General features: G+C 68.4%; 19 protein-coding genes and 1 riboswitch. Of the genes, 10 read left to right on the forward strand and 9 right to left on the reverse strand.

All coding sequences use genetic code 11. The features are described 5' to 3' along the window. Positions 1-156: 156 nt before the first annotated feature. A riboswitch (Fluoride riboswitch) is annotated at positions 157-219 on the forward strand. Positions 220-279: 60 nt separating this feature from the next. The 3 genes from K3F48_RS02815 to hrpB all read left to right on the forward strand — a co-directional run bounded on the left by K3F48_RS02815 (position 280) and on the right by hrpB (position 3,907). Then, a complete protein-coding gene (locus K3F48_RS02815; protein ID WP_222573890.1) occupies positions 280-726 on the forward strand; it encodes a hypothetical protein in 447 nt (148 codons plus the stop codon). A gap of 132 nt (positions 727-858) precedes the next feature. Beyond that, positions 859-1,308, forward strand: coding sequence for a hypothetical protein (locus K3F48_RS02820; RefSeq protein ID WP_222573891.1), 450 nt, complete (start codon positions 859-861; stop codon positions 1,306-1,308). 121 nt (positions 1,309-1,429) lie between these two features. Continuing rightward, complete coding sequence (hrpB, locus tag K3F48_RS02825) at positions 1,430-3,907, forward strand: ATP-dependent helicase HrpB (RefSeq protein ID WP_222573892.1); 2,478 nt, start codon at positions 1,430-1,432, stop codon at positions 3,905-3,907. A 152-nt stretch (positions 3,908-4,059) separates the two neighbouring features. On the opposite strand, the gene K3F48_RS02830 is transcribed toward hrpB, so the two are convergent. The 4 genes from K3F48_RS02830 to K3F48_RS02845 form a co-directional block, all read right to left on the reverse strand. Then, on the reverse strand, positions 4,060-5,577 hold the full coding sequence (locus K3F48_RS02830; protein ID WP_222573893.1) for a Do family serine endopeptidase: 1,518 nt from the start codon (positions 5,575-5,577) through the stop codon (positions 4,060-4,062). Between the two features lie 203 nt (positions 5,578-5,780). Next, positions 5,781-6,686, reverse strand: coding sequence for a protease modulator HflC (gene hflC / locus K3F48_RS02835; protein WP_222573894.1), 906 nt, complete (start codon positions 6,684-6,686; stop codon positions 5,781-5,783). Further along, positions 6,683-7,798 carry an FtsH protease activity modulator HflK gene (hflK, locus tag K3F48_RS02840; RefSeq protein WP_222573895.1) on the reverse strand — a complete coding sequence of 372 codons (1,116 nt, stop codon included), beginning with the start codon at positions 7,796-7,798 and terminating at the stop codon, positions 6,683-6,685. The genes hflC and hflK overlap by 4 nt, the downstream gene beginning before the upstream one ends. A 116-nt stretch (positions 7,799-7,914) precedes the next feature. Next, the gene (locus K3F48_RS02845) at positions 7,915-9,207 is read right to left on the reverse strand and encodes a FecR domain-containing protein (RefSeq protein WP_222573896.1); all 1,293 of its coding nucleotides are present in this window, start codon (positions 9,205-9,207) and stop codon (positions 7,915-7,917) included. A 289-nt stretch (positions 9,208-9,496) separates the two neighbouring features. On the opposite strand from K3F48_RS02845, the gene K3F48_RS02850 reads away from it, so the two are divergent. Continuing rightward, entirely contained in the window at positions 9,497-9,829 is a 333-nt protein-coding gene (locus K3F48_RS02850) for a GNAT family N-acetyltransferase (protein ID WP_222573897.1), read from the forward strand. Here the strand turns inward: K3F48_RS02850 and K3F48_RS02855 are convergent. Continuing rightward, a complete protein-coding gene (locus tag K3F48_RS02855; RefSeq protein WP_222573898.1) occupies positions 9,821-11,686 on the reverse strand; it encodes an ABC-F family ATP-binding cassette domain-containing protein in 1,866 nt (621 codons plus the stop codon). The genes K3F48_RS02850 and K3F48_RS02855 overlap by 9 nt on opposite strands. 535 nt (positions 11,687-12,221) lie before the next feature. Between K3F48_RS02855 and K3F48_RS02860 the strand changes: the two genes are divergently transcribed. After that, complete coding sequence (locus tag K3F48_RS02860; protein WP_222573899.1) at positions 12,222-13,376, forward strand: helix-turn-helix transcriptional regulator; 1,155 nt, start codon at positions 12,222-12,224, stop codon at positions 13,374-13,376. 41 nt (positions 13,377-13,417) lie between these two features. Here K3F48_RS02860 and zapE read toward each other — a convergent pair whose 3' ends face one another. Both zapE and K3F48_RS02870 read right to left on the reverse strand, forming a co-directional pair. Continuing rightward, positions 13,418-14,554 carry a cell division protein ZapE gene (gene zapE / locus K3F48_RS02865; protein ID WP_222573900.1) on the reverse strand — a complete coding sequence of 379 codons (1,137 nt, stop codon included), beginning with the start codon at positions 14,552-14,554 and terminating at the stop codon, positions 13,418-13,420. Further along, a complete protein-coding gene (locus tag K3F48_RS02870; protein WP_222573901.1) occupies positions 14,551-15,048 on the reverse strand; it encodes a GNAT family N-acetyltransferase in 498 nt (165 codons plus the stop codon). Before K3F48_RS02870 ends, zapE begins: the two co-directional genes overlap by 4 nt. Before the next feature lie 74 nt (positions 15,049-15,122). Between K3F48_RS02870 and K3F48_RS02875 the strand changes: the two genes are divergently transcribed. Beyond that, a complete protein-coding gene (locus K3F48_RS02875) occupies positions 15,123-15,686 on the forward strand; it encodes a GNAT family N-acetyltransferase (protein ID WP_222573902.1) in 564 nt (187 codons plus the stop codon). After that, complete coding sequence (locus tag K3F48_RS02880; RefSeq protein ID WP_222573903.1) at positions 15,683-16,225, forward strand: GNAT family N-acetyltransferase; 543 nt, start codon at positions 15,683-15,685, stop codon at positions 16,223-16,225. Before K3F48_RS02875 ends, K3F48_RS02880 begins: the two co-directional genes overlap by 4 nt. Positions 16,226-16,285: 60 nt before the next feature. On the opposite strand, the gene K3F48_RS02885 is transcribed toward K3F48_RS02880, so the two are convergent. Then, positions 16,286-16,768, reverse strand: coding sequence for an NUDIX domain-containing protein (locus tag K3F48_RS02885; RefSeq protein ID WP_222573904.1), 483 nt, complete (start codon positions 16,766-16,768; stop codon positions 16,286-16,288). Positions 16,769-16,989: 221 nt separating this feature from the next. On the opposite strand from K3F48_RS02885, the gene mbfA reads away from it, so the two are divergent. Continuing rightward, positions 16,990-17,961: an iron exporter MbfA gene (gene mbfA, locus K3F48_RS02890; RefSeq protein ID WP_222573905.1), complete on the forward strand. Its 972-nt coding sequence runs from the start codon at positions 16,990-16,992 to the stop codon at positions 17,959-17,961. 10 nt (positions 17,962-17,971) lie between these two features. Further along, positions 17,972-18,868: a metallophosphoesterase gene (locus K3F48_RS02895; protein ID WP_222573906.1), complete on the forward strand. Its 897-nt coding sequence runs from the start codon at positions 17,972-17,974 to the stop codon at positions 18,866-18,868. Between the two features lie 13 nt (positions 18,869-18,881). Here K3F48_RS02895 and K3F48_RS02900 read toward each other — a convergent pair whose 3' ends face one another. Then, the gene (locus tag K3F48_RS02900; RefSeq protein WP_255608080.1) at positions 18,882-19,595 is read right to left on the reverse strand and encodes a hypothetical protein; all 714 of its coding nucleotides are present in this window, start codon (positions 19,593-19,595) and stop codon (positions 18,882-18,884) included. Between the two features lie 356 nt (positions 19,596-19,951). Here K3F48_RS02900 and K3F48_RS02905 point away from each other — a divergent pair, with 356 nt between their 5' ends. Beyond that, the gene (locus K3F48_RS02905) at positions 19,952-25,402 is read left to right on the forward strand and encodes a GH36-type glycosyl hydrolase domain-containing protein (RefSeq protein WP_222573908.1); all 5,451 of its coding nucleotides are present in this window, start codon (positions 19,952-19,954) and stop codon (positions 25,400-25,402) included. Positions 25,403-25,650 lie beyond the last annotated feature (248 nt).

Below are 25,650 nucleotides of genomic sequence, written 5' to 3' on the forward strand. Positions count from 1 at the left end.
AAATCGCCAGCTGGCGCGAGGATTATCTCGCCATCGCCTTGGAAGCCTCAGACCGTTAACCCGGATTCAGAGCCCTGTCGGCCTTTCGCCGCGCATTGACGCTCCACCCGCCCTTCTGTATCGATTTTTTTACACAAGGTCGCGGTCGCGCAGCGCTCCGCGCCAGGGGATGGGGTGCCCCCTATAACCGCCGAAGAGGCTGATGACTCCTGCGTGAATTCGGCGATCGATCTGACCGCCGAACGAGGGCGGTCGCGCTCTCGGAGCAGGAGGAACGTAATGAATCAGGATCTTTCGGTCTTCGTCACCCCATTCGCGCTCATCATCGGATGCGCGCTGGTCGCCGGCGGCATTCTCTATTTCATCGACATCCGCTTCCTGCGCTCGCAGACGCAGGCGATCGCCTCGCTCGTCGCCGGCTTCGCGGTGCTCGGCGCGCTCGAGGTCGTGCTGGCGGGCAGCAGCGTCTCCTTCTTCAAGGCGCAGCAGGTGCAAACCTCGGCCTGCGAGCTCGAAGGCGAGTCCGCTCATCCCGAGGCGCGGCTCGGCGCCGACGCGGAGGTCATCCAGAAGCATATTCGCGCCTGCATGCAGGACGCAGGCTATGAATGGTCGCCCGGCCACCACAATTGCAAAGACGCGGCGGTCGCCACCAATCCCTATTGCTACCTGCCGACGGGCTCCTTCGACCGCGCCATTACTGCACTGCAGCTGAGATTCGAATAGCGAAACGGCGGCGGCGCGGCTAAGCTCGGTTTTTGGGCGCCGCGCTTGCCGTCCCTTCGGACCCGCTCCACTTTATGATGAGACGAAGAGGGGATGCGGCGCCCTGTCGGAACAGACTGGAGAAAGGCGCCGATGAACGAGGATATTGCGGCTTTTGTCGCGCCGCTCACGCTCATCCTCGGGGGTGGGCTGCTGGCGCTCGGAGCATTGTCCTTCCTCGGGGTCGATTATTTCGAGAGCAAGTTCAAATCGCGCGTCGCCTTCGCCATCGGCCTCGCCTTCCTCGTCGCGACCGAGCTCATCTTCGTCACCTCCAGCAGCTCCGGGCGGTATTTCGCCGGCCTGAAGGTCGACGTCACCGACTGCGAGCTCGACGGCGAGAGCAAGCTGCCCGAGGAGCGGCACAAGAACAGCAGAGTGCTGCATGATTACATCGTCGGCTGCATGCAGCGGCTCGGCTACGAGTGGAACGCCGATCACGACCATTGCAAGGAAGCGCAGATCGCGACCAACTCCTTCTGCTATCTGCCGACGCGCCCGATGGCGCGAGCGATCGTGCGCTTCCAGACGACCTTCGAATAGGGCGTCGCTACTCGGGACTCGCCAAGGGCGGGCGCCGTCCCTATGACGGCGGAGAGCGACACCATTCGAGAGCGTCCATGAGGAGATCATCGAGAAGCGCGAGCGCGCGCCGGGGGCGCGCTTGACTCGCGTCTTCAGTGACCGCCTGCCGATCGACGACGTCCTGGCGCGGATCGAAACGGCCCTGGAGACGCGCGGCAATCTGGTCGTCGTCGCGCCGCCCGGCGCCGGCAAGACGACGCGCATTCCGCTCGCCCTGCTCGGGGCTCCATGGGCGAAGGGCGGCAAGATCGTGCTGCTGGAGCCGCGCCGGCTGGCGGCGCGCGCGGCGGCGAGCCGCATGGCGGCGACGCTCGGCGAGCCCGTCGGCGAGACGATCGGTCTGCGCATGCGCCTCGAATCCAAAATTTCCGCGCGCACGCGCATCGAGGTCGTCACCGAGGGCGTGTTCGCCCGCATGATCCTCGACGATCCGATGCTCGAGGGCGTCGCGGCGGTCCTGTTCGACGAGTTCCACGAGCGTTCGCTCGACGCCGACGTCGGCCTCGCTCTGGCGCTCGACGCGCAGTCCGGCCTGCGCGAGGATCTGCGCATCCTCGCAATGTCCGCGACGCTCGACGGCGCGCGCGTCGCGACCTTGATGCGCGGAGCCGAGATCGTCGAGAGCGAGGGCCGCGCCTTTCCGGTGGAGACGCGCTATCTCGGCCGCGACGCCAATGAGCGCATCGAGGATGCGGTGGCGCGCGCCTTGCGCCGGGCCCTCGCCGAGGAGCGCGGCTCGCTGCTCGTCTTCCTGCCCGGCCAGGCGGAAATCCAGCGCGTCGCGGCGCTGCTCGCCGAGCGCGGCCCGCCCGGCGACGTCGACGTCGCGCCGCTCTATGGCGCAATGGAGCGCAAGGACCAGGACCTCGCCGTCGCGCCCGCCGCGCCGGGGCGGCGCAAGGTCACGCTCGCCACGTCGATCGCCGAAACCTCGCTGACCATCGAAGGCGTGCGCATCGTCGTCGATTGCGGGCTCGCCCGCGTCGCGCGCTTCGAGCCCGATCTCGGCCTCACCCGGCTCGAGACGGTGCGCGCCTCGCGCGCCTCGGTCGACCAGCGGCGGGGCAGGGCGGGTCGCACCGAGCCGGGCGTCTGCTATCGCTTGTGGGACGAGGCGGCGACGGCTTCGCTTCCCGCCTTTGCCGCCCCGGAAATTCTGGCCGCCGATCTCTCCGGCCTCGCGCTCGATCTGCGCGCCTGGGGCGTCGACGATCCGGGCAAGCTCCCTTTCCTCGATCCCCCGCCGCGTCCCGCCTGGACGGAGGCGGTCGAGCTGTTGCGGGCGCTCGGCGCGCTCGACGAGGCCGGCGCGCTGACGTCCCTCGGGCGGGCGATGCGCGCTCTGCCGCTCGCGCCGCGGCTCGCGCGCATGGCGCTCGCGGCGGCGCGCCATGGCGAGGCGGAGCGCGCCGCCGATCTCGCCCTGCTGCTCTCCGAGCGCGGCCTCGGCGGCAATTCCTGCGATCTCTCCGAAAGGCTGGAGCGCTTCCGCTCCGACGGCTCGCGCCGCGCCCGCGACGCGCGGCGGCTGTCGGCGTCATGGGCGAAGCAGGCGCGCGCGGCGGCCGCTGGCGGCGCGCCCGCCGATCTTTCGGACGGCGCGCTGATCGCCATGGCCTTTCCCGATCGCATCGCCAAGGCGCGCGGCTCCGGCGGCGAATTTCTGATGGCGAGCGGGCGCGCCGCGTCCGTGGCGCCGCAGGAGCCGCTCGCCGGCGCGCCTTTCCTCGCGATCGCCGAGGTCGCCGGCCGCGCCGCCCAGGCCCGTGTGCTCGCCGCCTGCGCGCTCGGCGCCGAGGAGGTCGAGCGTCTCGGCGGCGAGCGGATCGAGACGCGCGACGAGACCCTGTTCGATCCGGCGAGCGGCGCCTTGCGGCGGCGGCGCTTTCGCCGGCTCGGCGCCATTCGATTGGCCGAGCAGAATCTGCCGCCGGAGCCGAATGAGGAGAGCGCGGCGATCCTCGCGCGCGGCGCCGCGACGCTCGGGATCGGACGGCTGCCGTGGAGCAAGGCGCAGATGCAGCTGCGCGACCGGCTCGCCTTCCTGCGCCGCGCGGACGGCGACATCTGGCCGGATGTCTCCGACGAGGGGCTCGCCGCGCGCGCCGAGGACTGGCTCGCGCCCTTTGTCATCGGCCGCGCGAGCCTCGCCGCCATCACGGCGGAGGATCTCGAGGCCGCGCTCTCCGCTCTCGCGCCTTATGAGCTCACGCGCCGGCTCGATCGCGAGGCGCCGGCTTTTTTCGAGACGCCGGCCGGCTCACGCCATGCGCTCGATTATGCCGCGGCAAACGGGCCGCTGCTCTCGGTGCGAGTGCAGGAGCTGTTCGGCCTCTCGGTCCACCCGACCCTGGCGGGCGGGCGGGCGCCGTTGACGCTCGAGCTGCTGTCGCCGGCGCATCGCCCGATCCAGACGACGCGCGATCTGCCCGGATTCTGGGCCGGCTCCTGGGCGGAGGTGAAGCGCGAGATGAAAGGCCGCTATCCGCGCCATCTCTGGCCCGACGATCCGGCCAAGGCCGCGCCGACCACGAGGGCGAAGCCGCGCGGAACGTGAAGGAGGAATTGCCCTTCTCCCGCCGAAGCGGGAGAAGGGGGCCTGCGCCAGCGTTATCCGATCCAATTGGATCGGATAACGCTCCAGCCTTCTTTCTTTCGAGCGAATTCTGATCGATCGAACGATTCCGTTCGATCGGACGCTCTACGGCGTCAGTCGATGCTCAGCGCGACGAAATGCGTGTCGCCCTGGCCATTCGCGACGATCAGCAGCGCCGATTTCTTGCCGCCGTCCTTGAGCGCCTTGACCTTCTTGACCGCATCGGCCGGATCGGCGACCGGCTCCTGATTGATCTCGAGCAGGATCTCGCCCGGCTGCAGCCGCTTGTCGGCCGCGTCGGAGCGCGGATCGACGCCGGTGATGAGCACGCCGGCCTTGACCGCGTCCTTGATCTGGAAGCGGTTGCGCAGCTCGTCCGAGAGGCTCGACAGCTCGAGGCCGAGAGCCTTCTGCGACGAGGGCTTGTCGGTGGAGCCGCCCTCCGGCGCGCCGTTCGAGGCGACTTTCTCCCCATCCTCGAGCCGGCCGAGCTTGATCGTCTTGGCCAGCTCCTTGCCGCCGCGGATGATGACGACCTCGACCTCCTTGCCGACCGGCGTCGCCGCGACGAGCTTGGGGAGATCGCGCGACTCCTTGATCGGCTTGCCGTCGAATTTGACGATCACGTCGCCGGCCTTGAGGCCCGCGGATTTCGAGGGCCCCTTGTCGTCGATGCCGGCCACCAGCGCGCCGCGCGGCTGGCCGAGCGCGAGATTTTCGGCGATCGCGTCGTCGACCTTCTGAATGCGCACGCCGAGCCAGCCGCGGCGCGTCTCGCCGAATTTCTGCAGCTGCTCGATGACCGGCTGCACGGTGTTGGACGGCGTCGCGAAGCCGATGCCGACCGAGCCGCCCGAGGGCGACAGGATCGCCGTGTTGATGCCGATCACCTCGCCGTCCATGTTGAACAGCGGGCCGCCGGAATTGCCCTTGTTGATGGAGGCGTCGGTCTGGATGTAGTTGTCGTAGGGACCGCTGTCGATGTTGCGGTTGCGGGCCGAGACGATGCCGGCCGTGACCGAGCCGCCGAGCCCGAACGGATTGCCGACCGCGAGCACCCAGTCGCCGACGCGCGCCTTGTCGCTGTCGGCGAATTTGACCGACTTCAGAGGCTTGTCGGGCTTCACCTTCAGCACGGCCACATCGACCTTCTGATCCTTGCCGAGGACCTCGGCCTTGAGCTTCTGGCCGTCGGTGAAGATCACCGTCACCTCATTGGCGTCGGCGACGACGTGATTATTGGTGATGATGATGCCGGCCGGATCGATGACGAAGCCCGAGCCGAGCGAGCTCGACTTGCGTGGGCGCGGCAGCTCGGGGACGCTCTGGCCCTGCTGGCGGCGGCGGAAGAATTCCTCGAACAGATCGTCGAAGGGCGTGCCGGGCGGCCCGCCAGGGCCGGCGTCGGGTCCGCCCTTCTGCGTGGATTTGGGGTCGACCGTCTGCGTCGCGGAGATATTGACCACCGCGTCCTGCACGGTGACCGCGAGATCGGCGAGCGAGTCCGGGCCCTTGGCCGCCGCGGGCGCGATCGCCGGCAGGCCGGCGAGGACGGGGACGAGCAGCAATGCGGCGAGCGCGCGCCGCGCTCGTCGCGCCGAGAGGAACCAAACGCTGGCGGCTGATGTCATAACTCTTGCTCTCCTGAGGCGCGTTTCGTGTTCGGGCGCGTGCAATTCGATCGGCGCTCCATGTCCGCGCGGCGGCCGGGGAAGAGGCCGGGTACATTCGGGCGGGGGTCCGGATCGCCGCGCCAACGGCACTCTGCCAGCAAAACGGCGAGAGTTAGGCGTATTCGGTTCTTTACCTTACCTTTTCGATCGGTGACCCGAAATTACTTCTTGGACGGCGTCGGCTCTTCGCCGCTTTTGCCGCCCGCCGCGCCGAAATAACGGAAGAATTCGGAGCGCGGGCTGATCAGAAAGCGCGTGTCGCCGGTCTTGAGCGCGGTCTCATAAGCCTGCATCGAGCGGTAGAAAGAGAAGAAATCCGCATCCTTGCCGAAAGCGTCGGCGAAGATATGGTTGCGCTCGGCGTCGCCCTCGCCCTTGAGGCGGTCGGCCTCGCGCTGCGCCTCGGCTTTCAGCACGATCACGTCGCGGTCGGCCTTGGCGGTGATCTTCTGCGCCTGCTCGGCGCCCTGGGCGCGATATTCGGCCGCCTCCCGCGCCCGCTCGGTCTGCATCCGCCCATAAACCTTCTCGGAAATCTGCTGCGGCAGATCGACCCGGCGAATGCGCGCGTCGACGACCGTCACGCCGAATTTGCGCGCCTCGAGATTGGCCTGCTCCTTGATGCGCACCATCAGGGCGGCGCGCTCGTCGCGCACGATCTCGCGCTGATTGGCCTCGCTCAGCACGCGGCGCACCGCCGAGTTCAGCACCGAGGCGAGCTGGTTGTTGGCGCCGGCGATGCCGCCCACCGATTGGTAGAAGCGCAGCGGATCGACGATGCGATAGCGGATGAAGCTGTCGACCTCGAGCCGCTGATTGTCCGAGGCGAGCACCTCGAGGCCCGGGCTCTCCACATCGAGGATGCGATTGTCCAGGTAGATCACATTCTCGACGATCGGGAATTTATAGTGCAGGCCGGGCTGGGTCACGAGGCCGCGGCCGGCGACCGGCTCGCCGAAGCGCAGCACCAGCGCCTGCTCGGTCTGGCTGACGGTGAACAGCGCGCCGCTGGCGGCGATCAGTCCCGCGAGGACCAACAGCGCGAGAAGGAAGGACACGCCTCTCACTTTCTGCCTCCCTGGGTCGTGAAGCCGGGCAGCGGCAGATAAGGAACCACCCCGGAGCCGCCGCCGCCGGACGCGGCTTCATCGACAATCACCTTATCGGCTCCGCCGAGCACGCGCTCCATTGTCTCGAGATAGAGGCGCTGGCGCGTCACGGCCGGCGCCTTCCTGTATTCGTCGTAGATCTGGTCGAAGCGCGCCGCCTGGCCGCGCGCTTCGGCGACGACCTGCTCGCGATAGGCCTCGGCCTCCTGCAGAATGCGCGCCGCCGCGCCGCGCGCCTCCGGCACCACCCGGTTGGCGTAGGCCTCGGCCTCGTTGCCGAGGCGCTGCAAATCCTGCTGGGCGGCGGTCACGTCGCGGAAGGCGGCGATCACCGAGGCCGGCGGGTCGACCGACAGCAGCAGCACCTGCAGCACCAGCACGCCGCTGTGATAATCGTCCAGCACCTTCTGCATCAGCTGCTGGCTCGCCGGCTCGATCAGCTTGCGGTCGGCGGTGAGAATCTTCTGGATCTGCGATTGGCCGACGATCTCGCGCATGGCGCTCTCGGCCACCGCCTTCACGGTCGCCGGCGGATCGGCGACATTGAAGGCGAATTCCTCGGGCTTGGCCGGATCGATCTGCCAGAACACGCGGAACTTCACATCGGCGATATTCTCGTCGCCGGTGAGCATCAGGCTCTCTTCCGGCGCTTCGGGGCTCTGGACCCCGCCGCGGCGCGTCGCGGGCTGCTCGCGGAAGCCGATATCGATGACATTGCGGTCGGTCACGGCGAGCTTGACGACGGAGCCGACCGGCGACGGCAGATTATAGTTGAGGCCAGCCTGGGTCTTCCCCCGATATTTGCCGAAGATCATATTGAGCCCGACTTCGTTCGGGCCGATCGTATAGAAACCGCTGGCGAGCCAAGCGAGCAGGGTCAACAGCGTGAGAATTGCAATTCCGCGGCCGCCGAATCCGGACGGCAGGATCTGCCGCAGCCCCTCCTGGCTGCGCCGCAGCAGCTCCTCCAGATCCGGGGGTCCGCCGCCGGGGGAGCCCCACGGATTCTGCTGTCCCCAAGGACTATTGTCGTTGGGCTTGCGCGGACCGCCTTGATTGCTCCAGGGCATGTCGATATCTTCGGCTGGCGGGACATGAAGCGCGCCGCCTCGGCGGAACGCTGGGAATTTATAGGCGCTCGCGGGAGAGACGGCAATCGCTCCACACGGACGGCGAGGAGATATCCTCAGTGAGCGGGCCGCGTCAGCAGATCGAGGGCGGAAAAACCGAAATCGACGCCGACGCGCAATCCGTGCATTGCGGTCTTGGTGCAGACCTCCGCCGGAATCGGCGAGGCGGTGGTCATATAGGTCGGATTTGTGTGCTGGAGCCGAATATAGAGATATTCGGCGCGCAGCGAGAGGCCCGGCGCGAGGGCGAATTGCACGCCGCCGCCGATCGTCCAGCCCGGCACGAATTCATGGCTCTGGCTGGTTCCATAAGTCGGGAAGGAATTGATCACGCCGGCGCCGGAGAAGCTTCGCGGCGCCAATATGTGGCCATAGGCGAGGCCGCCGGTCCCGTAGACCAGCCAGCGCTCGAAGACATAGCCGAGCCGGCCGCGAAACGTGCCGAGATAGCCGCCGCGAACGCCCGAGATCGTTCCATGGCCGTTGCTGCCGCCGCCGAGATCGCTGCGATATTGCGCATCCGTCTCGAAACCGACGAGAATGTCCGGGGTCGGCTGGAAGTCGTAGCCGAGGCGCAGGCCGCCGAGGAAGCCGGCGCCGTTCATCGGCACCGGATCGGCGAATTCGCCGTCGCCGATCGCCGAGCCGACCGTGAAGCCGAAGGACGGTCCGCCGAAGCCGAAGGAGGGCGGGGCCGGCGGCTCGTCGCCGGAAGGCCCGCCCGGACCCATGGGCGGCGCCCCGGCCGGCGGAGAATTGTCGCCGCGGCGGCCCGGGACGCGGCAGGTCGAGTCGAAGGTCCAGTCGTTCTTGCCGACCCCCTTGGGCTGCGTGACGCCGGAGCGGGAAACGGTGACGAAGGTGCAGGCCGCGTCGAGCGTACGGCATTGTCCGGTCGCGCGGCTGCAGACTTCGATGACGCCGGAATAGAGCAGGGCGTCGGTGCGGCCGCCGATCACGCGGACGGCGAAGCCCGTGCCGCGCACGCCGATCGTCGCCGTGGGCGTGCGGACATTATAGTCCTTGTGTCCGGCCGGCGCGCTGACGAAGCGAAAGGCGCCCTTGGCCGCGTCGAACACGACGCCCTTGTTTCCCGAATAGACGAAGCTGTCGAGCTTTACCCGCGAGGACGGGGCCATTTGCAGATCGGTGCGATCGTCGAAGACGAATTTGCCGCGGCTCGCCGCCGCCGTGGTCAGCACCTCGTCGGCATAGACCGCATCGCCCACGCCGAGCTTCTGCGCGCCGGCGCCCGTGTCTCCGCGCACGTCCTTCTCGATCGATGTCGCGCCGCCGATCTTCGTCGCGGCAAGGGCGGGCGACGCCAGCGCCAAGCAGAGAAAAAGCATCGTCGCCAATCGGATCATGAGCGCCCCGAGCCGTCGTCGCAACAAATCAGCCGTACGGATTCGCTCCGACCTTAGCTCGACCGGAGCGGCATGCGCAACAGCCGTGCGGCGTCCTCCCGTCGCCGGCGCCAGAAAACAGCGACGGCCGGGCGCGGCGTTGACGGAAAATCGACGGACGACGTCCTATATCCGCGTTCCGAGGCGCATCATCCCGCCGGAATGTCTGGCCTGTGTCTTGCTTGACAGGGGCTCGGCGATGGGAGCGGGGGCAATTCCAGGAGACTGCGCGATGAATTCGATCGTCCATCTGGACCGCCCGAGCGGCAAGGCGCAGGGCGCCATTCACGACAATGTCGAGCTCGATCGTTTCGAGCTGGACTTCGACGAAGGAACGGCGGTCGCCTATTATCGGCTGACGCCGGACTCGGTCGTCTTCGTCCACACCTACACGCCGGAGCCGCTGCGCGGACGCGGCGCCGCCTCGCAGCTCATTCGCGGCGCGCTGGATTGGGCGCGGGCGCGCGGGCTGAAGGTCGTGCCCGAATGTCCCTTCGTGGCCGAGCTCATCGTCCGCAATCCGCAATACGCCGATCTGCTGGCGGCGCCGCGCGCCTCAGCCTGAGGCGCGCTCGACCTCGTCGGCGAGCGCGAGCCATTGCTCCTCGGCTCCGGCGAGCGCTTCGGCGAGCTCGGCGCGCTGCTGCGAGAGACGGCTCGCCTCCTGCGGATTGCGCGAGAACGCCTGCGGATCCGCGAGCGCCGCGTCGACGCGCGCCAACAGCACGCCGAGCTTCTGCATCCGCTCCTCCGCGGCCGCGAGCCGACGGCGCGCCTGTCCGGCGTCCTTGCGCGCGGGCTTCCCTCGCTTCTCAGGCGCGTCCTCGCGCGTCTCGCGCTCCTTGCGACCCTCTCCGCCGGAGCGGCCGAGCACCATCCGCGCATAATCGTCGACGTCGCCGTCGAAGGCGCGCACCGTTCCTCCGTCGACGAGCCATAAGCGGTCCGCGCAGGCCTCGAGCAGGTAACGGTCATGCGAGACGAGCACGATCGCGCCTTCATGCGCGTTGATCGCCTCGACGAGCGCCGCTCGGCTGTCGATGTCGAGATGATTGGTCGGCTCGTCGAGAATGAGCAGATGCGGCCCATGGAACGAGGCGACGCCGAGCAGCAGCCGCGCCTTCTCGCCGCCGGAGAGATGCTCGACCTTCGTATCGGCGCGCGCGCCGGAAAAGCCGGTCTGCGCCGCCCGCGCGCGGATGCGCGCCTCGGGCGCGGCGGGCATCAGGGCCGCGAACACGGAGTAGGGCGTATCCCTTTCGTTCAGATCGTCGATCTGATGCTGGGCGAAAAAGCCGGCCTCGAGCTTCGGCGCGCGCACGACATGCCCGCTCGCCGCCTCGAGCCGGCCGGCGAGCAACTTGGCGAATGTCGATTTGCCATTGCCGTTCGAGCCGAGCAGGCCGATGCGGTCATCATTCGACAGGCTGAGCGTGAGGCGAGAAAGCACGATGCGCTCGCCATAGCCGACCGAGACCTGGTCGAGCGTGATGATCGGCGGCGACAGCGGCTTCTCGGGCGAGGGCAGGTAGATCGGCAGCGACTCGTCGTCGACGATCGCGGCGACCGGCTCCAATCTGGCGAGCATCTTGAGGCGCGACTGCGCCTGACGCGCCTTGGTCGCCTTGGCGCGGAAGCGGTCGACGAAGGCCTGCAGCTCGCGGCGGCGCTCCTCCTGCTTCCTGCCGGCCTTGGCGGCGAGGGCCTGGGCTTCGCGCCGCTGCGTCTCGAAGGAGCTGTAATTGCCCTTATACAGCGTGAGCTTGCCGCGCTCCAAATGCAGGATATGGGTGGCGACGGCGTCGAGCAGGTCGCGGTCGTGGCTGATGACGACGACGCTGGCCGGATAGCGCGAGAGATAATCGACGAGCCAGAGCGCGCCCTCGAAGTCGAGATAATTGGTCGGCTCGTCGAGCAGCAGCAGTTCCGGCTCCGCGAACAGCACCGCGGCGAGCGCGACGCGCATGCGCCAGCCGCCCGAGAACTCCGAGAGCGGGCGCTTCTGCGCCTCGGAGTCGAATCCGAGGCCGGAGAGGATCGCGCCGGCGCGGGCCGGCGCGGCATGGGCGTCGATGTCGACGAGGCGGGTCTGGATCTCGGCGATCTCGTGTGGATCGGTCGCCGAGGTTTCGCGTGCGAGCAGCTCGGCCCGCTCCGCGTCGGCGGCGAGCACGAAGTCGATGAGCGCCGTCGGCCCTCCCGGCGCCTCCTGCTCGACGCGGCCGAGCTTCAGCCGCGCAGGCAGGGAAATGCTTCCGCTCTCGGGCGCGATCTCTCCGCAGACGAGCCGGAACAAGGTCGTCTTGCCCGCGCCATTGCGGCCGACGAAGCCCGCGCGGGCCCGCGGCGGCAGGAAGACGCCGGCCTTGTCGAACAAGACTCGGGCGCCCAGTCGATAGGTGAGATCGTCGATCGAGAGCATGGGCGCTCGTGTAGGGCATTTCGCAGGGCCGGCGCAATCGTCCGCGCGCCGCCTCATGTCCCGCTGTCGGACGGGAGCGCCGCCGACCCGCGCGACCGATCAGCGCGAGCCCCACCAGTCCGGCAGGGCAATCGGGTGAACGAGAATTGTTGCTGGATGCCGTAACGCTGAGGTTTTCTGAAATTTTAGGCACGGCGACGACGTTGCGGGGACAGGCTCCGCGACTTGCCGCAACATACGAAATCCGCAGATCGCGGGCGCTTTCCCGAGCTGTTTCCGCGGCTTGGCGTGGATGGTCGGGACAAGCCCGGCCATGACGGCGCTGTGCATTTCGAGATGTGTGCATGTGGTAGCCCCTAAAGGGGATACGCCTTTTCCTGCGTTCACCCGATTGCTTCGACCAGCCCGGCATAAGTCATTGACATCGCCGGGCGCCGCGGAAACAATGCCGTAAACCAAGGCGAAGGCCTTCTCTCGCCGGCGCCGAAACGGCCGCACTGCGGCTCGGCTATTTCATCGTGGCTCATTATCTGAGATGGAACAGTCGAACTTCGCGACGCTATCGCCTCGGCTGCTGTCCGATCTCATCGGATCGATCTATGATTGCGCGCTCGATCCGTCCCGATGGGAAACGACGCTTCTGGCCCTCGCTCGGGAATTCGAATGCGAGAAGGCGATAGTATCGCTGAACGATCTTCGTTACGACCGAGCGGTCATCTATAAGACCATGGGTTGGGAGCCCGATTGGCTGAAGGAGCGGACAAAGCACCTTCCCGAAATCCATGCGCGATTGCATGAATGGTTCGCGCGAGATCCTCGGTCGAACGAGCCTTTCGTCGCATCTCGGATTCTTCCCCGCGAATACGTCGAAGCCTCTCGCTACGTGCGGGACTGCCTGGCCCCGCAAGGCCTCGTCGACATGGCGCATTTGATTCTCATGAGACAGTCGGCTCATTTCTCCGAGTTGGTGCTCGCCCGGCACGAGCGTCGAGGCGTCTTCGCCGATCGCGAGTTCGAGCTCTCCGCGCTGCTGCTTCCGCATCTTCGGCGCGCGATCACGATCAGCAATGTGTTGGACGCGCGAACGATCGAGCGGGCTCGAATGACCGAGGCGCTGGACGCGTTGAGGTGCGGCGTGATCCTGACCAATGAGCGCGCGGCGGTGCTGCATGTCAATCGCGCGGCGGAAAAAATGCTGCAACGCGACGGCTGTCTCGAATGCGTCCGCGGCATTCTGCGCGCAAAGCGCTCTCCCGCCCGCGAGGAGATGAAGACTGCGATCGCGGTCGCCGCCCGCGACGAGGCTGGAATAGGGCAGGCTGGAGTGGCGATTCATCTCACCGCCCCGGAATGCTCTCCGGTCTTCGCTCACATTCTTCCTCTGATCGGCAGCGAGTTGCGCACGCGATTGAAGCCGGAGGCGACGGCGGCCGTGTTCATCGGCTCGCCGGCGCAAGACGATGACGGCGCGGATCTCCTGCGTCAGGCTTTCGATCTGACGCGGGGAGAGACGAGAGTGGTCGCCAGCCTGCTCGCGGGTCGAACGCTGAACGAGACGGCGGCCGAGCTCGGCATTGCGCAGACGACGGTCAAGACGCATCTCAAGGCGATATTCGCAAAAACCGGCGTCGGGCGTCAGGCCGATCTCATACGACTGGCCTCGCGACTTGTCCCCCCGATCGGCGGCTAGAGCGCTTTCCGATCGATCGCGCGGGCGGTCGCCGAGGCCATCTACGCCGGGCTGATCGACGTCTGAGCCGCGCTCTCCTCCAGATAGGAGCCGGAGCGCATCTCGATCAACCGCGACGCGGCGCGGGCGAATTCCTGCGCCTCATGGCCCGTCGGCGCGGCGTAGAGAGCGTCGGCCTCCGCTTCGGCCGAGACAATGAGCCGCGTCTTCTTCTCGTAGAGAATGTCGACGAGCGTGATGAAGCGCTTCGCTTCGTTGCGGCGGTCGAGCGTCATGGCGGGAACATTCTCGACGATGATCACGTCGAAGCTTTCGGCCAAGGTGAGATAATCGGCGGCGCCGAGCGGTCGCGAGCAGAGATCCGTAAAGTCGAAGCGGGCGACGCCATTCGCCGCTTCGGGGATCTCGACGTCGCGGCCGCCGACTCGAAGGCGCGTCGAAACGCCTTTCGCGGCGCCGGCGAGCTCGGCGAACAGCGCGTCGACGGCCGCATGCGCGCGCGCGTCGGCCGGCGTGAAGAAGACCTCGCCGAGCGCCGGCTTCTCCAGCCGAAAATCGGCGCGCGCGTCGAGCCGCAGCACGTCGAGCCGCGACTCGACGAGCGCGATGAAGGGCAGGAACAGATCGCGATTGCGTCCGCCCTCATAGAGCCGGCGCGGCTCGACATTGGAGGTCGCGACAATGATGACGCGCTGCGCCAGCAGCGCGGTGAAGAGGCGCGAGAGAATCGTCGCGTCGGCGATGTCGGTCACCGAGAATTCGTCGAAGCACAAAACCCGCGCCTCGCCGGCGATATCGCGGGCGACGCGCGCCAGCGGATCGCTCTCGCCGGCGCGGCGCGCGCGCAGAAGGCGCGCGTGGACCTCGCCCATGAAGGCGTGAAAATGCACGCGGCGCTTGGGCTCGACGGCGACCGCGTCGAAGAACAGATCCATCAGCGTCGTCTTGCCGCGCCCGACGAGCCCATGAATATAGAGCCCGCGCGGCGCCTCGCGCGCGCCGCCCGGCAGCAGGGCGCGCAGCCGCGCGCCGATCCCGCCCGGCTCGGGCTCGGAGAGGCGCAGCGCCAGCGCTTCGAGCCGCGCCAGCGCTTCGAGCTGAGCGGGATCGCGCTCGAGCGCGCCGTTCGCGATGAGAGCCTCATAGCGGGCGAGGAGGGGATGCCGCCTCCCTCTCACAGCCGCCGCATCCGGCCGTGCGCCGCCGCAAAGGCGCCTTCGCAGAGCTCGCAATAGAGCAGCCGTTCGGGATCGACGGGGCCGGGCATGATGATCTTGCCCCGCGGCACGCGGGCGAAGCCGAGGCGCGCGTAATAGTCGAGATCGCCGACCAGAAGGACGAGCCCATGGCCGGCTTCCCGCGCCGCGTCGAGCGACTTCTTGACCAGCGCCTCGCCGAGGCCCTGCGAGCGGAAGGCGGGCTCGACCGTCAGCGGGCCGAGCAGCAGGGCCGGGGAGGAATCGATCAGAATCCTGGTCATGCGGTTGGCGCCGACCAGCAGCGTTCCGACATGGGCGACGAAGGAGAGCGCGAGATCGGCCTCGACGCCCTCCCGCAGACGATAGGCCGTGCGCGCGTAGCGTCCCGGACCGAAGGCCCGCTCCTCGAGCTTTTCGATGGCGGGCGCGTCGGCCGGCGTCTGCGGCGAGAAGCGAATGACGAGATCGATCATGACGAGCGCGCATAACACGCGGCCCGGCTGTGAGAAAAGAGCGCGGCTGGCCTCGGTCTTGCTGAAAGGCCGTCATGAGCGAGCTCGAGATCAGACCGGCGACATCCGCCGACGCCGATGCGATCGCGACCCTGCATGTGGCGAGCTGGGCGGAGAGCTATGCGAGCCTCGCGCCGGCGGAGGTTCTCGCCGATTACACGCTCGAGACGCGGCTCGCCCAATGGCGCGAGACGCTCGGCGCCGCGGACGCGGGACGGCCGGCGCCGAGCGTGTTTCTGGCGCTGCGCGCGGACGGCGTCCCGGTCGGCTTCTGCGCCTGCGGCGGGCAGCAGAACGACGTCTTGGGCGAACGTGGCTATGCCGGCGAGTTCCAGGCGATCTATCTGCTGAAGGAGGCGCAGCGCCGCGGGCTCGGGCGGCGGCTCATGCGGCGCATGGCGGAAGATTTGCGCGCGCGAGGGATCGAATGGGCGAGCCTGTGGGTGTTGCGCCATAATTTTTCGGCGCGGCGCTTCTATGAGAAGATCGGCGGCCGCAAGATCGCCGTCGAAGGAGCTTGGCGCGGCGTGCCGGAGGTCGCCTATGGCTGGCGCGACCTCGGCCTTTTGATCGATCCGCCGCCGGCGAGACCCTGGTGAGCGGCTCTCGCATCCGCGCCGCCGGCGCCGCGGACGCCGAGAGCATCGCCGCGCTGAACCTCGCCTGCTGGCGCGAGACCTATTCCGGCCTTCTCCCCGCCGAGACGATGGCGGAGCTCACATCGGCGGAGCGCCTCCATCACTGGCGAGCGGCCTTCGCCGCGGACACGGCGAATGTTCTGCTCACGATCGACGACGACGGCGTCGCCGTGGGCTTTTCGGAGTGGCGGCCGCATCAATTCGCCTTTCGCGGGCGGATCGGCCGTGGGGCCGAGATTTCGGCGATTTATCTGCTGCGCTCGGCGCAACGCCGCGGCCTCGGCCGCGCGCTGATGCGGCGCATGGCGCAGGAGATGCGCGCCGACGGGCTGAAATGGGCGGGCCTCGTCGTGCTCCGCGACAATCTCCCGGCCCGTCGTTTCTATGAAGCGCTGGGCGGGCGCCGCTTCGGCCGCGAGACGGTTCGGCGCGGCGCTCCGCAGCTCGCCTATGGCTGGCGCGATCTGGCGCGGCTCGCGGGCGACGGCGACCTTGGTTGAGAAGCGGGCCTTCTCGCGGGGAGACAGCGCCTCTTCGAAATGCGCGCCCTCCCGGCCCGCCTACCAATAAGGCGAGGCCGCGCCGGCCACCAAAACCTCTTCCAGCCGCTCGCGCGTCGCGCGCGTGGTCGTCTCGGGCAATGCGCCGAGCGCGAAGAAGCCCGCCTCGGCGATCTCATAATCGGGGGTGCGCGGCGCCGTCTGGCGGAAGGCGCGCACCACGAACAGCGCGACATGGTCGCGCCGCGAGACGTTGCGGTTGAGATAGATTCCGCGCAGCTCGGCCGGACCTTCGAGCTCGATGTTGCCTTCTTCCGACAATTCGCGCGCCAGCGCCTGCTCCAGCGTCTCGCCCGGCTCGACGCCGCCGCCGGGCAGGTAATAGCCGGAGACGTAAGTGTGCCGCACCAGCAGAACGCGGCCGTCCGGGTCGACGACGAGACCGCGCACGCCGAGCGTCAGCGGCCGCGCCGCCAAGGCGCCATAGGTGATGAGCCGGGTCGTGAGCCGGCTCAGCAAGCCGCCGTCGCGGGCGTCGCGCATCGCTGCGCTCTTTTCTGGCGTTTCGGTCTCGCGCATCTTAAGAAGACGTCCAATCTCGTCGCGTCGTCCGACGCCTGCCTGCAGCGTTATCCGACCCAGAATGGATCGGATAACGCTGCAGCATTCTTTAATTTGAGCGAATTCTGATCGATCGAGCGATTCCGTTCGATCGGAAAGCGCTCTAGCCCTGATCCGGCGTCGTCCGCAAGGAGCCACACCGTTTGAAATCGCTTTCAGACCTCTCCGAGCGCGAGATTCTGGCGGTGGCGATCGCCTCCGAGGAGGAGGACGGCCGCATCTATCTCAGCTTCGCCGAGGATCTCGCCGAGCGCTATCCGTCCTCGGCGAAAGTCTTCGAGGAGATGGCGGAGCAGGAGGCCGCGCATCGCCACGCTCTGCTCGGCCTCTATCAGAAGCGCTTCGGCCCCCATCTGCCGCCGATCCGCCGCGAGGACGTGAAGGGCTTCCTGCGCCGCCGGCCCGTCTGGCTCACGCGCAACCTCCCGCTCGACACGATCCGCAAGGAAGCGGAGGTGATGGAATATGAGAGCGCGCGCTTTTATCAAAAGGCGGCGGAACGGGCGACGGACGTCGGCGTGCGCAAGCTGCTCGGCGATCTCGCCGCGGCCGAGCAGGGCCACGAGACGCTCGCGGTGCGGCTCGGCTCGACCATCCTCACGCCCGGCGCGCGCGGCGACGAGGATGTCGCCTATCGGCGCTTCTTCATCCTGCAATATGTGCAGCCGGGGCTCGCCGGGCTCATGGACGGCTCGGTCTCGACGCTCGCGCCTCTGTTCGCCGCCGCCTTCGCCACGCAGAACAATTGGGAGACCTTTCTCGTCGGCCTCGCGGCCTCGATCGGCGCCGGAATCAGCATGGGCTTCGCCGAAGCTCTGTCGGACGACGGCTCGCTCACCGGACGCGGCTCGCCGCTGCTGCGCGGCGGCGTCAGCGGGCTGATGACCGCGCTCGGCGGCCTCGGCCACACGCTGCCCTATCTCGTGCCGGATTCGATCCCCGATCACTTCAGGATCGCCACTGCCATCGCCGCCGCGGTGGTGTTCGTCGAGCTCTGGACCATCGCCTACATTCGCGCACGCTATATGGACACGCCTTTCCTGCAGGCCGTGTTCCAGATCGTGCTCGGCGGGGCGATCGTGCTCGCCGCCGGCGTCATCATCGGCGGCGCTTGAGAATTCGCCAATGGCCTTCGTCCTCGCGCATCTCTCCGACGCCCATATCGGTCCCATTCCGCGGCCGAGCCTGCGTGAGCTCGCGTCCAAGCGGATCACCGGCTACGCCAATTGGCTGCACAAGCGCGCGCAGTTCCACGACATGGGCGTGCTCGCGCGCATCGTCGCCGACATAGCGGCGCAAAAGCCCGACCATATCGCGATGACCGGGGACATTGTGAACGTCGGGCTCGACGCCGAGATCGAGGCTGCGCGGGGCTGGCTGATGACGCTCGGCGGGCCGGAGCAGGTGAGCTTCACCCCCGGAAACCACGACGCCTATGTGCGCGCTTCGGTCGCGCGGGTCGCCGAGACTTTCGCGCCATGGACCAGCTCGGAATGGACGAGCGCAGGGCAGGGCGAGGGATTCCCGTATTTGCGCCGGCGTGACGGCGTCGCGCTCATCGGCCTCGATTCGGCCGTGCCGACGGCGCCCTTCGTCGCCTCCGGCCGGCTCGGTTCGGCGCAGCTGGAGCGGCTGGGGATGCTGCTCGATCAGACCCGGGCCGAAGGGCTCGCGCGCGTGGTGCTGCTGCATCATCCGCCGTATCGGGGCGGGGCCAAGCCGCTGCGCGGGCTCGACGACGCGGCCGAATTCGAAGCGGCGATCGCCCGCCACGGCGCCGAGCTGGTGCTGCATGGGCACAATCACGCGATCAGCGTGCATCGCCTCGCGGGCCGCGACGGCCCGACGCCGGTGGTCGGGACGGCGTCCGCCTCGGCGCGGCCGGGGGCGCATTATCGGGCCGCAGCTTATAATCTCTATGAGATCGAGCGTGGCGGGGAGGGCGTCGTCGTCACCGGACGCTCGCGCGGGATCGACGAGGGCCGCGAGACGGTGGAGGATCTGGGGCCGCTGGCGCTCTAGCAGCTCTATCAGATCAGCGCAGCCAATGCGTCGCGAGCAGCCATGCGAGGCCGAAGAAGGCCGCTGCGCCGGCGCCCTGGGCGACGAACAACGCCGCCGAATAGGCCGATTCGCGCAGGCCGGCGGCGCGGCGCGGCAGGGCGGAGCGCGGGGCGCGCGCCTCGGCGGCGAAGGCGCGGGCGCCGCCCTGTCCGGCGAAATCAAAGGCGAGGGCGCGCTCGCGCTCGACCAGCCGATGGGCGATGTATTCGGTGATCGCGTCGACCACGGTCGCGACATTCTCGCTCTCGCCGATGGTGACGCGGCCGTGGCGCGTGTCCTGAAGAAAGCGATAGACGCGGCGGTCGCGTCCCATCTCGACGAAGCCGACGTGATCGACGAAGAGGCGCGGGCGCTCGCCATGGGTGACGCCGACGTCGAACAGATCGCAGTCTTTCGGCACCTGCGCGAGCACCGGCGCGAGATGATCGCGCAAAATCTCCAGCCGGGCGACCTCGGCTTCGCGCAGATCGGCGATCACGTCCGAACGCTCCGCATTGGCGAGGCGGGCGCGCCGCAGCGCGCTGGTCAGATTGGCGACGCGCGCCTCCTTGGTCTCGGGGGGCGCGGGCTCGGCGCGCGCTCCATTGGCGATGCGGGCCCGCGGAACGCGCCGCTCCGCGACGGCCGCCGCGGCGGGAAAGTCGCCGATCGCGGCTCCCGGGCCGCGCCGTTGGGATTCGTCCATCTCACTCATTCGCACGAAGGGCCGCATGGCGCATTGCGGACATTATAGCCTGCCGCGCTCGGCTGGCGACCGGAAAGCGTCGCCGCGGGCCGGCGCCGCGCGATCGCGGGCATGGCTCAGGATCGCGAATGATTCTTGCGTTTTCTGATCGAGATAGCGGAGAAAGCAAGGCAATCGGCGCGCGCGAGGGCGCGCGGCCTCGGTGAAAACGCTTATTGCGCCGTCCGACTCTCGCCCGCCGGCGGAGAGGGTCGACTTTTGCCGCTCCATCCGGCAAGTCTTCCGAGAGGCTCGTCGGCTCGATTCCGGGCCTGGCGCGCCGGTCGCCGGCCGGTGCGCAAGTTGGAGGTTTCTCGATGGCGGCATCCGATGTCGGCCTGTCCTTCGCGATCGGGCGCTTCGAGCGCCTCGTCGCCGGGACGCTCTGCGCCGCGACCGCGGCTTTCGAAGCAGGCGGCGGCTCCGAGCGTCTCCTCATCGCCGGCTTTTTCGCCGCGACGGCCCTCTATGTGCTGCGCCCAGCCGTCGGCCGCCTGCGCCAGGGCGTCGATTTCGCGATCGACTTCGCCGCTGTGGGCGCGCTCGCCTTCCTCTGCGATCCTGCCGGCGTCCTGTGGCGGGCGCCGCAGCGGCTCGATCAGCTGCTCGCGCTGACCCCGGTCGGAGCGACCGTCGCGGTTACGCTCTATCTCGTCGGCGTCGCCGTCGCGCCGGGAGCCTCGCGCTTCGCCATGCGCGCGGCGCTGTTCGCTCTTCCCATTCTGTTCTGCCTGTTGGCGGCGCTCGGCTCACCGGTCATCGGCGAATTGGGCGGCGCGCTGTTTCTCGGCTTCGCCGTTCCGGAACAGGCGCGCGTGGTCGTCGGGCGGACCTTGGTGCTGTTTCTGCTGAACGAGGCGGCGATCGTCGGCGCGCCGCTGGCGCTCGGCCGCTATCTTCCGCAGCAATGGCGTCCGCATGGCGTGCTGTCCCTCGCCGCGCTCGCGGCGGCGCTCACGCCCGAGATCGCCAGCCTCGCCTCGACGTCTTTCGTCGCGTCTCTCCCGGGCCCTGTCGCGGTCGTCGCCGCCGCGACGCTCGCCGCCGTCGCCCAGGCGGGCCTCTGGGGCGAGACCTATCTCGTTACCCAGGCGATGGCCGGGATGCTGCGCGGAACGCCCTCGCTGCCGGTCATCGTCTTCAATGATTGGCGCACAGGCGCCGCCAAGGGCGCCGTCTATGGCCTCGTCTTCATGGCGCTGCTGCTCGTCGTCGGACTCGTCGTGACCTTCCCGCCGGCGCTCGCGGTCATCGCCGCCGCGGGTCCGGTCGGCGGCGCGATCATCGGCGCGGCGGCCTATCCGCTGGCGCGCGCCATCGTCGAGAGCACGGATTCGACGCCGCCCTTCTTTGCCCGGCTCGAGCACGAATATCGCCGCATCGAGAATTTTCCGCGGGGCGCGGTGGCCGGCGCCGCGGTCGGGCTCGCGCTGGTCTTCGGCCTGCCGGACCAGGATGGCGGCGCGCGCTTCCTGTTCGGCGCGCTCGCCGGCGCGCTCGCCTATGCCGGCGTCGACGCCGGCTTCGACCTCCATGCGCTGATGAACGACCGCCGCCAGCATTTGCGCAGCTGGCGCGTCTATGCGCTCGGGGCGCTGCTCGGCGGCCTCGTCGGCGGCGCCATCGGCTGGTATCTCGACGCCGGTCAGCTGAAGACCATCGTCGACAAATTCTATGCCTATATCGCGCTGAGCTATTCGGCCGAGGGCCGTCCGCTCAACGCCTATGTGATCCGTCCGCTGTTCTCCAAATGGGGCGCGACCGATCTCGGCGTCGTCGACGGCGGCGTGCGCCTCTTCTTCGACGAGTCGCTCTCGGGCGTCATTCAATGGGTGTTCGCGGCGCCCTTGTTCTCGATCAATCTGTTCTTCCTCACCGCGCTGGTGAGGCGCAGCCTCGCCCCCTTGCGTCAGCTCGCGAGCCTCGAGGGGCTCGACATGCTGATCGAGAACGCCGTGCGCGTGCTGCGCTGGGGCCTGTGGATGGCGCCGGTGATCTATTCCTTCCTGAAGGCGACGCCCGATCCGACCTGGTACAATCAGGACGGACTCATTCGCACCGGCGTCGCCGCCTGGATGGGCTATGCGCTGCCGGGCCAGGATTTCCGCGCCTGGAGCCTCGACATTTTCACCGCGCTGCTCGCCTATGACGTGGTGCGCGTCGTGATCTGGTTCGATCACATGGGCCTGCGCGTCGCGACGCTCGTCAACCTCTCCTTCGTCGGCGGCGATATCGCCGACGAGAAGGCCGCGCGCTTCATCGGCAAGGCGCAGAAGAGCCGGGCGATCCCGGAAGGGCTGCGCCGCTTCGGCACCTGGGCGCCGCTGCTTTTGCCCTTCTACATTCCGCGCGGCGCCGAATGGGATTCCGCCTGGAGCGCCGCCGAGCGCATGTCGACGCTGCGGCCGCCGTCCTACGCCTATCTCTTCGGCGGCTATCTCGCTTACGCCGGCCTGCTGGCGCTGGCGCTGGTCATCTTCCTGCTGGTGCAGCTCGCCCGCGCCGGCAAGCTGCCGCTGGAAGGCATCACCGGCCGCGGCGGCGCGCCGGGCTCCAAGCCCTTCGAGCTGACCAATGGCCTCGTCTCCAGCCAATGGTTCGAGGACGGGCAGGGCGCGATGCGCGTCGAAGGCGTCGCGCGCGGCGGGCCGCCGATCGATCTGACGCGCCGTCCCGAGGATCACGCCCATCCGCGCGGGCGCTTCCTGTTCTTTCGCGAGGAGGGCGGCGAGCTGTGGTCGTTCGGCTCCGCCCCGACCTGCACGCGCTGCGAAAAGATCTCGCTCGAGAGCGAGGGCTGCACCTTCCTCTACTTCTTGAGCGAGCAGAACGGCTTCGCCATGGAGGCGAAGATTTCGCTCGCTCCCGACGAGGCGGTCGAGATCACGCGGCTGCGGCTCGTCGATCTCGAGCAGCGGCCGCGCCGGCTGACGCTCGCGAGCTTGCGCGAATGGGTGCTGAACGAGACCGGCGTCGAGCAGCGCGACGCGGCCTATAACGCCATTCACATCGGCACATGGTACATCGGCGCGCTCGATGCGATCATCGCGCAGAACCGCTTGCTGAAGGGCGGCGCGCGCCACGATGTCGACCGCCGTCTCTCGCCCGAGGTCGGCTTTCATGCGATCGGCGCCGGCGACGGGACCCATCTTCGCGTCATCGGCTATGAGGATGTGAAGGCGCGCTTCTATGGCCTCGGGCCCGCCGGCGCGCCCGACAGCCTGCTCGACGGCGACGCGCCGCGCGACCGTTCGGACGAAGGCCTGCTCTATGGCTTCGAGCCGATCGCGAGCTTGCGCGCGGAGCTGGAAATTCCGCCCGGCGGTTCGGCGGAGATCGTCATCGTCGACGGCTGGGCGAAGGACATTCGCGCTGCGGCGCGCGCGATCGAAAAGCATCTCGCGCGCACGGGCGTCGATTTCGACGCGGTGGAGACGGCGCTCGCCAGGCGCCGCGCGCTGATTCATCCGGCGCCGCCGGCCGAGCATCGCTATCGCTTCGCCGAGGACGGCCGCAGCCTGACGCTCACGCCCGACACGCCGCGCGCCTACGCCCATGTGATCGCCAACGCCTTCGGCCAGGGCGCCGTGCTCGGCAATCACGGCGATATTTATTCCTTCCACGGCAATTCGCGGCTCAATGCGCTGACGCCCTTCCGCATGGGCGAGGGCCGCATGGCTCCGGCGGGGCAGGCGATCTATGTCTACGACCTCGCCCGCCAGGATCCGCATTCGGCGACCTTCGTGCCGCTGCGCCGGCGCGACGCGCGTTATGAGGTCGAATATGGCCTCGGCTATGCGATCTATCGCGCCCATCGCGACGGGCTCGATCTCGAGCTCACCGTCTTCGTCGCGCCGAACGAGCCGGTCGAATACCGGCTGCTGCGCATCTGCAATCGCCGCGATCACGAGCGGCTGCTGCAGATCGTGCCGATGATGGAGATGGTGCTGGCCGAGACGCCCAACGAGAGCCTCGGCCGCATCGAGGCGCTGGTCGGCGAGGACAAGCGCGCGCTCTACTTCCGCAATCCGAGCAATAATTTCGTCGACGGCTGGGCGTTCGTGTCGACCTCGCTGCCGGCGGAATTCGCCGAGACCTCGCGGCGCCGCTTCCTCGGCCATGAGAGCCGCGATCCGAAGCTTCCCTACATGGTCGAGCACGGCCATCCCGATGCCGGCGCGCCCGAGCATGAACGCAAGGTGGCGAGCTTCGCCGGAACCATCGACGCGCCGGCGGAGGGCGAGGCGCTCGTCGTCGTCGCGCTCGGCCAGACGCGCTCGCTCGACGCCTCGAAGGCGCTGGCGCTGCGCGCGCGCGAGCCCGACTATGCGTTGCAGGAGCTCGAAGAATCCCGGCGCGCCTGGGACGCACGGCTCGGCGTCTTGCGCATAAAAACCAATCGGCCGGACTTCGACCGCATGGTCAACGACTGGCTGCCCTATCAGCTGCTCGCCTCGCGTCTGTGGGGCCGCACCGGCCCGGCGCAGCGCTCCGGCGCCACCGGCTATCGCGACCAATTGCAGGACGTGCTGCCGCTCATCCATCTCGCGCCGGAGCTGGCGCGGGCGCAGATTTTAAAACATGCGGCGCATCAGTTCATCGAGGGCGATGCGGTCAAATGGTGGCATGACGCGCCGGGCGGCGGCTGCGGGATCGCCGATCGCACCCACGCCTCGGACCCGCATCTGTGGCTGCCTTATCTCACCATCCGCTATGTCGCGGGGACCGGAGACGTCGCCATTCTCGATGCGGTCGAGCCCTTCCTCGAGGCGGAGCTGACGCCGCCCGATCGAGAAGGCCATGCGAGCGTGCCGCTGACCTCGCGCGACAAGGACGATCTCCTCGGGCATTGCGCGCGCGCGATTGATTTCACGCTCGATCGTTTCGGCGCCCATGGGCTGCCGCTGATGGGCGCGGGCGATTGGGACGACGGCCTCAATCTCCTCGGCGCGCAGGGGCGCGGCGAGAGCGTCTGGGTCGGCTTCTTCCTGCACGGCATTCTCGCCGACATCGCGCCTCTGTTCGAGCTGCGCGGGCAGACCGAGCGGGCGGCGCGCTATCGCGAACGCGCGCAGGCGCTGCGCGCGGCGCTGGACGCCTGCTGGCGCGGCGACCGTTTTTTGCGCGCCTATGCGGATGATGGGCGCGAGGTCGCGCCGATGAGCGCGATGACCGCCTCCTGGCCAGTGCTGTCCGGCGCCGTCGATTTCGCCCGCGGCAAGGAAGCGCTCGACGCGGCGCTGGCGCAGCTCGCGCGGCCGGACCGCATCTTGCTGGTGACGCCGCCCTTCGACGAGCATTCGAGCCCCTATCCTGGCCGCAGCGCCGAATATCCGCCCGGCGTGCGCGAGAACGGCGGCCAATATTCGCATGGCGTCTCCTGGCTGGTCGACGCGCTGACACGCCTCGCCGTCGACGCCGCGTCGCGCGGCGACACAGTCGAGGCGCAAGCCCTGTTCGCGCGCGCTTTCGACTCCTGGACAGCGATCTCGCCGCTCTCCAAGCTCGCGACCCCCGCGCAGGCCGACATCTACGGCCTGCCGCCGCATCAGCAGCCGGCCGATGTCTATGAGGGGCCGGGCTATGAGGGGCGCGGCGGCTGGGCCTGGTATTCGGGCGCCGCGGCGCGCATGCTCTCGGCCGCCTATGCGCTGCTCGGGATCGAAATGGTCGACGGCGCGCTGCGGTTGCGGGCGGATGCGTTCGAGGCGAAGGGCGAGCTGCGGTTGGAGCGGGTGGATTTCAAGGGCGAGAGGTTTACCGTGTAGCGCAATTGCGCCTTGCGGTGGCGGTTGTTTGGAGTCGACCGCTCATGACCCTTCGCATCCACCCACCAGATGTAGTTCGTTCTCGACCGCGCGGGGCTGGCGTTTCCGAAGTCGCTTCCCGCGGATTCCAGCAGCTTTTCCCGAACGACGCCGGATGCGCGAGCTAGCTCGAATAGGCCGGCCGGGCCAAGTGTTTCACCTGCCCTCGTCGCGGGTAGCTCAACCGGATGGACACGCAATGAATGAGG

The sequence above is a fragment of the Methylosinus sp. Sm6 genome, assembly GCF_019802345.1.
In the GTDB taxonomy this organism is placed as follows: domain Bacteria; phylum Pseudomonadota; class Alphaproteobacteria; order Rhizobiales; family Beijerinckiaceae; genus Methylosinus.